Annotated in this window: 8 protein-coding genes; 2 read left to right on the top strand and 6 right to left on the bottom strand. The window is 35.5% G+C overall.

Features of this window, described 5'->3' with window-relative positions:
* Nucleotides 1–218: 218 nt before the first annotated feature.
* Together BMSHG_RS04100 and BMSHG_RS04095 are read right to left on the bottom strand one after the other, a co-directional pair.
* Nucleotides 219–1,127, bottom strand: coding sequence for a Gfo/Idh/MocA family protein (locus BMSHG_RS04100; RefSeq protein WP_019153170.1), 909 nt, complete (start codon nucleotides 1,125–1,127; stop codon nucleotides 219–221).
* Nucleotides 1,128–1,469: 342 nt separating this feature from the next.
* Nucleotides 1,470–2,228, bottom strand: coding sequence for an SDR family oxidoreductase (locus tag BMSHG_RS04095; protein WP_019153169.1), 759 nt, complete (start codon nucleotides 2,226–2,228; stop codon nucleotides 1,470–1,472).
* Nucleotides 2,229–2,405: 177 nt separating this feature from the next.
* Between BMSHG_RS04095 and BMSHG_RS04090 the strand changes: the two genes are divergently transcribed.
* Nucleotides 2,406–2,984 (top strand): TetR/AcrR family transcriptional regulator, encoded by a 579-nt coding sequence (locus BMSHG_RS04090; protein ID WP_019153168.1) that lies wholly within the window; start codon nucleotides 2,406–2,408, stop codon nucleotides 2,982–2,984.
* Between the two features lie 109 nt (nucleotides 2,985–3,093).
* On the opposite strand, the gene spx is transcribed toward BMSHG_RS04090, so the two are convergent.
* From spx to BMSHG_RS04070, 3 genes are all read right to left on the bottom strand, one after another.
* On the bottom strand, nucleotides 3,094–3,504 hold the full coding sequence (gene spx, locus BMSHG_RS04080) for a transcriptional regulator Spx (RefSeq protein WP_019153166.1): 411 nt from the start codon (nucleotides 3,502–3,504) through the stop codon (nucleotides 3,094–3,096).
* A gap of 22 nt (nucleotides 3,505–3,526) precedes the next feature.
* Nucleotides 3,527–4,138: a TetR/AcrR family transcriptional regulator gene (locus BMSHG_RS04075; protein ID WP_019153165.1), complete on the bottom strand. Its 612-nt coding sequence runs from the start codon at nucleotides 4,136–4,138 to the stop codon at nucleotides 3,527–3,529.
* 349 nt (nucleotides 4,139–4,487) lie between these two features.
* Nucleotides 4,488–5,588 carry a metallophosphoesterase gene (locus BMSHG_RS04070; RefSeq protein ID WP_019153164.1) on the bottom strand — a complete coding sequence of 367 codons (1,101 nt, stop codon included), beginning with the start codon at nucleotides 5,586–5,588 and terminating at the stop codon, nucleotides 4,488–4,490.
* A 232-nt stretch (nucleotides 5,589–5,820) separates the two neighbouring features.
* Between BMSHG_RS04070 and BMSHG_RS04065 the strand changes: the two genes are divergently transcribed.
* Nucleotides 5,821–6,837: a S66 family peptidase gene (locus BMSHG_RS04065; RefSeq protein WP_019153163.1), complete on the top strand. Its 1,017-nt coding sequence runs from the start codon at nucleotides 5,821–5,823 to the stop codon at nucleotides 6,835–6,837.
* Nucleotides 6,838–6,902: 65 nt separating this feature from the next.
* Here BMSHG_RS04065 and BMSHG_RS04060 read toward each other — a convergent pair whose 3' ends face one another.
* Entirely contained in the window at nucleotides 6,903–7,118 is a 216-nt protein-coding gene (locus BMSHG_RS04060; protein ID WP_019153162.1) for a hypothetical protein, read from the bottom strand.
* Nucleotides 7,119–7,398: the final 280 nt, after the last annotated feature.

The following is a 7,398-nucleotide window of genomic DNA, read 5'->3' as shown; positions in this document are numbered from 1 at the left end:
CAATCATTGAAAAAAGATAAAAGAAAGTTGCCTTATTCTCGTAAAGCAACTTTCTTTTTGTTGTACAACATCTGGTAAATAGAATAATTAAAGGAAAATAAAGCAAATAGATAGATTGTATAATTTTAAGATCCATCACCAACTGTCTCTCTTTTTATCAATCAGAAGAGTTTCCTTTAATATATTTTTGATTTTGAATGAGCTGGCTTATCGTTCATTTAAGCATCTGATTCAATATACTCGACAATTCTCTCACAAATCTCATGGGTAATCAGTGAATCAGCAATGGATGGTTCAGGAGTGTGCTTATGTTGAATGCAATCGATATAATGATCTAGTAATTGATAAAAGCCCCGTTTATAAAGGGTTGGTTCCCAGTCTCCGAATTTTGAAATGGTTATTTCTTTGTCATGATAGTGAGTCGTTTCGACAAGACTGTTTACGACGTATTTATCATTTCCTGTCATGTATTCGATGATTTCTTCTGTGACTCCACTATTTCTATTCATGATCCCAATAGCGGTACATCCTTCACCAATAAGTGTAAGGACTAAATGATCAAGCAATTCCCCATTTTTAAGATACTCAATCTTGACTTCTTCGACGGGGGTGTCCATCAAAAATCTCAGTGTATCAACAACGTGAATAAAGTCCTCAACCACAAATCTTCGAACAAAATCAGGAGCTGAGTATCTATTTTTTTGCATGATAATCAAGTTAGCTTTTCCTTTTTCTTTCAGTTCTTTGACTTTCGGGATAAACCTTCGATTAAAACCTACCATTGCGATCAGATTCTTCTCTTTAGCAAGATGAACAATTTTTTCAGTTTCATGAAAGCTCATCGATATGGGTTTGTCTATGTATGGATGGATCCCGTTCTTAAGTAATGTTTCCGCTATTTCAAAATGGGCTTCGGTGGCAGTGCTCACAATGGCTGCGTCGACCCCAATTGCGATTAGTTGCTGAACAGATTGTGCTGTTTCTTGAATTCGATATTTCTTTGATAAGCTCTTTAATGTTTCCACATTTCTAGTACAAAGCACGAGTTCAATACCTTCTTTTTCTGAAAGTACTGGTAGGTATGCTTTCTTTGCAATGTCCCCTAACCCAATTATCCCTAACTTCATTTTCATCGCTCCAATATTAAGCTTTTTTCAGATTATTTATCTCTAAACATAATACAATTAATCATTTATGTTATCAATTTATAATAAGCTCAATATACCTAATCTCTCTTTCACTTAAAATCAGATATGAAAATGATCCAAGTAGGAAATCGCTCCTATAGTCTTCATATTATAGATGTAAACAATCGAGGTCATGTAAGAGGTAGTAAGGGAATTAGAATTAACACACTCATGTTATACGTCAAATCCTAAAAAAGGATGGCAAGAGTCTTTTTCATACGGATAATCCAGTTAATCCGAATAAACCCCTGAAATATTCTTCAGGGGTTTGTTCATGATTTATTAGTAAGCTGTCCAGCCAGCATCAGCGGCAATGACTTGTCCATTGACAAAGCTTGATTCATCGGAACCTAAGAAAAGAGCTAGTTGAGCAATCTCCATTGGTTGTCCGACACGTGGCATTGTTCCACTTCCGGTCATTTGACGACCCATTCCGAACTCTGAAATATTGGTCATTGTTGAACCGATGTTGGTTTCAACACCACCAGGGGCGATCCCGTTACAACGGATGCCTGATTGGGCATACATATAAGCAGTGTTTTTCGTTAGTCCTGTTACGGCGTGCTTAGATGCAGTGTAGGCTGCACCTGCACGGGCGCCACGAAGTCCGCCAGCAGAAATGTTATTGACAATAACACCATGACCTTGTTCTAAAAAGAGATTCGTTGCGATACGCATTGCTCGCATAACACCAGTCGTGTTAACAGCAAAAACGCGATCCCATTTTTCATCCGTAATTTCTCCGACAGGTTCCATTCCATCCATAATACCTGCGTTATTCACTAAAATGTCGAGCTTACCAAATGCTTCTTTCGTTTCAGCAAATAAGTTTTCCAAGTCTGCTAATTCAGCTACATTTGTACGGTTAGCAATAGCAACTCCGCCGTTGTTCGTAATTGCTTCTGCTACTGTTTGAGCACCTTCATAGTTATAGTCGGAAACAACGACTTTGGCTCCTTCATTAGCATAAAGTTCGGCAATGGCCTTTCCCATACCTGAAGCTGCACCTGTTACAATGGCGACTTTATCTTTCAATCGCATCACAAAAATCCCCCTTGAATGTATTAAATGCACAACAACTCCCCTTAAAAATGATTGTACATTTGTTAAATAAAATCATAATATTAAGCTGTAATCGATTTCAATAAACAAAAAATAATGAACTGCACAATATTGTACATAAAGTGAAAAAATGTCTAATAAAGGAGAGGTTGTTTTTTGAATAAAAATGATTTACGCGTTTTAAAAACAAAACATAATATTCATTTAGTATTAACTAATCTACTTAAGAAAAAACCGTTAAGTCAGATAAAAGTAACGGAGCTATGCAGAGAAGCAAATATAAATCGAGGTACGTTCTATTTTCATTATCGAGAAGTAGATGATGTGTTTAAGGAGTTTTTTGGAGAGATCATGCTAGATTTAAAAGAATCGTATCATGAACCATATCGTCATACTGACTTCTTTGATGTGGAAAATATAGATCCTAAAACGGTTCGGATATTTCACCATATAAAAAAATACGAGGATTTTTATAGAATTATTTTTTCTAAAGAAGTTTCAACAGAGTATTACTATATGTTATTTGATGAGATACGCTCTATTTTTGTTGAGGATAAAAATATGGTTCACCACGGAATACCCAATGACTATTTATTATCTTTTTCAGCGAATGCCATTTTGGGTTTAGTAATTGAATGGTCTCGTCATGACTTTCAAGAAACTGCAGATGAAATGAATGTCCAATTAGTAAATATTCTAAAAAAATATGGAAATAGAGGTGATGCACGATTATGAAGGAAATGTGAAAAAGCAATCATCACAGCAAGAGGACACTGAAATGATTGCTTTTATTAGCATGGATGCATCTTCGAATATGTTTAACGAGAGAAAGTGAGTTTCATCGTTAATTTTCGAATAAGAAGTTATTTTTCATCTGCAATTGTAACCATTCGACTTTACGTGTTTTTCGAGGTAGAAACTGGCGAATATATTCCTCATTATAACCAACCAGTAGTTTTTTCTCATCCTTGATAATGGGACTTTTTAATAATCGTGGATGCTTCTGGATAATTTCAAGTAGCTCTAGTAAGGACAGTTCCTCTAAATTTAAATTCATCTCACTATAGACTTTGGATCTAGTGGCAATAATATCTTCTGTTCCATCTATCGTCATATGGAGGATTTCTTGAAGTTCGCTTATCGTTAGAGGGTCTTTTATGATGTTCCGATCACAATAGGCGATTTCATTTTTATTCATCCATTGCCTTGCCTTCCTTGTAGATTTGCAATCTAATCCATAAATGGTAATCGTCACTTCGCATTCTCCTCATATCTTTTTATTTGTAAATCCCGTGTTTGATTAAATTCATACAAACTTTGAAGTTTTCCATCGCTTCATCATCGGTTAAACCCTTGACTATTTTCTCGATGAAATTATGAAAGGCAACTGCCATGATAATTTTGAAGATATGTAGTAGCTCATTCTCGTCTTTAATATTTAATTGATCTTTATCGATTAATTCTAGAAATTCCTTAATATGCTTATTGCCATGAGTAGCATCAAACATATTAGTAAATGAGTTTTCTACTTTGTTTGTTGTATACAAAAGGGCATTTTTTAGAAAATTTCGTTCCTCCTCATCCGGTAAAATGAGTAAAAAATGATAGTACAATTCCTCCATAGTACGAATGGGATCGCCATTATGTTTCGTTAATAAGGAAAGAAAATGATTTTTACTTTCTTTTAGTTTTTCATCTAATAAATAGAAATAAAGATCTTCTTTGTCTTCAAAGTATTGATAGAAGCTTCCCCTTGGAATTCCTGCCATTTTTATAATATTTGCTATGGAAGCTTCAAATAGAGGTACTCTCGCAAATTCCTTTTCTGCAGCTTCAATTAACGTTCGAATTTTATGCTCAGAAAGGTTAAAAAAGGTTTGTTTTGGCAATGTATTACCTCCGAGGTTTACTGATGTGACATGATGTCATCTGTTTTTTTGTTTATCATATATGACACGGTGTCATTTGTCAATTTTCTACTGATAAAGAATTGTGTCGAAAATGTGTCTGAATGAATATCGGTTGAGTTAATTAAACCCACAGCAGAACTTTTAAGAATGAATGGCAGATAGAGAAGTGAAGATACAGACTTGAGTTGATATGACGCGAGTATCATCAAAAAGGTAAATATTTCTGAAGAGAGTATAAAGAGATGGGAGAGGAATAAGCCCCATCTCTTGAAATCATAATGGGTAAACAATTGTTATCAACTATAAAAAAAGTGACGGACTATAGTAGTTACTCAAATTCGACTTGAATCGTAACAATTTCAGACCGTGTGCCTATTCGAATAGGCGGGCCCCAAAACCCAAAACCAGATGTTACAACGGAGTGCATTTGTTCTTTTTGCAAATGTCCCCAATCATTTTCATACATCGCATTGGTGATTAGATTACCAGGGAAGACTTGACCTCCATGTGTATGACCAGACACCATTAAATCAACGCCTTCCTGCTTAGCGATGTCAAGATCATAAGGCTGATGATCCAATAAAATGGTCGGTTTAGAAAGATCAACATCATGCATGAGTGCATTTAAAGAAAGTCTTTCCGGATCTATTTTGTCTTTACGACCGATAAGTGTAAATTGATCTTGAACGTTCAAGGTTTCATCATAAAGAACTTGGATTTCACTACGCTCCAAAGAATCGATTAACTCTTGCATTGTTCCATCGTGCTTGTCATGATTGCCAAGGGAAGCGTAGACTCCATATGGTGCTCGGAGCTTAGATAATATTTGATCGATCTTTTGGTCGAGGAAGGGCTGAACATCATCATCAAAGAGATCTCCAGGGATGAGAATGAGATCTGGGCTAATGGAGTTAACTTCTTTTACGAGTCGCTCCGCGTGATTCTTCCCTGAAAGCAAGCCAAAATGTGTATCCGCTATCATGACAATATTTAAGGTATTGAGTGATGAAGTTCCTTTTTCAATCGTAATATCAAATTTTCGAACGACAGGGCTGTATGCGTTATACACACCATATATCATAAAGGATACGAGTAAACTTAAGGTGACAAACCCTGCCCATTTCTGTGTCTTATGTTTTGGTAATGAAGTAAGGCGTAAAAGAATGACCGTAATATGAGCAAGCGGGACTAAAAGTATGAGCATATAAAAGCATGCCATCCAGTAAGCTCCAATAACATTCAAAAAGGTGAGCCCAGACATACGACCGACAATAAATGAACTAGCTGTAAATACAAGGATGAGAATGTATAGAGTTTTAAAACGCCGGCTTGATGTTTCTGGTCGAATCCAGCGATATCCCACCCAGCCTATGTAGTATACAATCCCACCATATAGCAGCATGGCGAGCAGTAGAATGAGAATAAACATAGTTAATAAACTCCTTTTCTTTCAGTTTTCTATTCTTTAGTTTAACAAAGATTATACTTATCTAGCATGAATGGCATTTTTATAAGGCTCTGATCATTTCTCTTTTGGGACGATAAGCAGGTTATTGCTGATAAAAATTTCTTGTTTTTTAACAAGAAATATAAGCTGATTAAACTCTCGTTTATGCTAAGATATAAAATAATTAAAAGATAAAAAGAGGTGCTCAATTCTTATGATCCGCTATCCTATTTTAACAAAAGGAGCAACAATAGGTGTGACAGCTCCATCATCAGGTGTCCCTGAAAATCTTCGTGAAATTGTATATCAAGCTTTTGAGCGTTTGAAGAAAAAAGGATATGAGATGATTTCTGGGGCGACAGTTTGGAATCAAAATAAGGCAAAATCCGCTTCTGCTACCTTACGAGCAAATGAATTAAATTCAATGATGCAAACAGATGATATTGACATCATCATCCCGCCATGGGGTGGAGAGCTTTTAATTGAAATTCTTGAACACATTGACTTTAGAAAGATAGAAGAAAAGTGGATTTTAGGCTATTCGGACATTAGTGTATTATTATTAGCAATCACCCTAAAGACGGGTATGGCAACAGCTCATGGAACGAATTTAGTAGATTTAAGAGGCGAATATTCCGATGAAACGACAGCGATGTGGGAGTCAGTGTTATCCACTAAAGTGGGAGAAACCATCACACAAAAATCTTCCCCGCTTTATCAAAAAAAGTGGAATCATGAAAACCCATCTCCTTGTGTATATCATTTAAGTGAAGAAACGTATTGGAAAACTGTCGGAAATCAACCAGTTGCAGTAGAGGGGCGCCTTCTTGGTGGTTGTGTTGATGTCATCCGCCATTTGATCGGGACGCCATATGGAGATGTGGGAGCATTTAGAGCAACTTATGTATCGAATGAACCAATCATTTGGTATCTAGAAAACTGTGAATTGAGTACAGCAGACGTACGAAGATCATTGATGCAAATGAAGCTGGCAGGCTGGTTCGACGGCTGTGCCGCTATCCTTTTTGGCCGAAGTAGTGCGAACACTCCAGTAGAAGGATACACGATTGAAGATGTATATGAAGATATGGCAAATGAACTACAAATCCCGATTGTTTATGACATAGACTGTGGTCATGTACCACCCCAAATCACATTTATAAATGGAGCACATGCAGAAATTCAAGTGGCAAATGGGAAGGGAATCGTGACACAGCAATTTAAACCATAAATGAAATTTACAAAAAAGGGAAATCCTGTTTGAGAGGATATTCCCTTTTTTTATTATAAGAAGTTTTATGTGATAAATTTATTTTTATTTAATTTAAACATTCGAAGACTTCCGAAAAATATGGAATAACTAAGCATAAGTAAAATAAATGGAATGCCTCCATTTCCACCAGTAAAAAACAAATAAAATGTATAGATTAACAAAATATTTGAGTAGATTTGAAATGCGATAATCCATAATCTATTAACTTTATTTTGATCCACTTGATGTGGTTTTATCATTTAAATCCTCCTCAATAGTAGTACATATGAATGTTGAAATTAAACAAATAAGTATTTGTATTAGCATTGACGGTTTATCAAGTGATGATACACTTTTGAATTAGTTATTGCAACTGCATATGATATTCAACCACGGTTCTAGATTTTGAATTTCAATGATCGTAATGAATTTTTATGGGTGCCTAACAAAAAATTCCCTTGTTTAATTTATCATTAACCAACTTATTTCCAATATTATGAGAGTTAGGATGTTTTGCGTAAAACTAAATGACATTAGATA

The sequence above is a fragment of the Robertmurraya massiliosenegalensis JC6 genome (genome assembly GCF_000311725.1).
Lineage (GTDB): Bacteria > Bacillota > Bacilli > Bacillales > Cytobacillaceae > Robertmurraya > Robertmurraya massiliosenegalensis.
The sequence above is the reverse complement of the archived record's forward strand: the minus strand, read 5'-3'. Positions and strand labels throughout refer to the sequence as shown.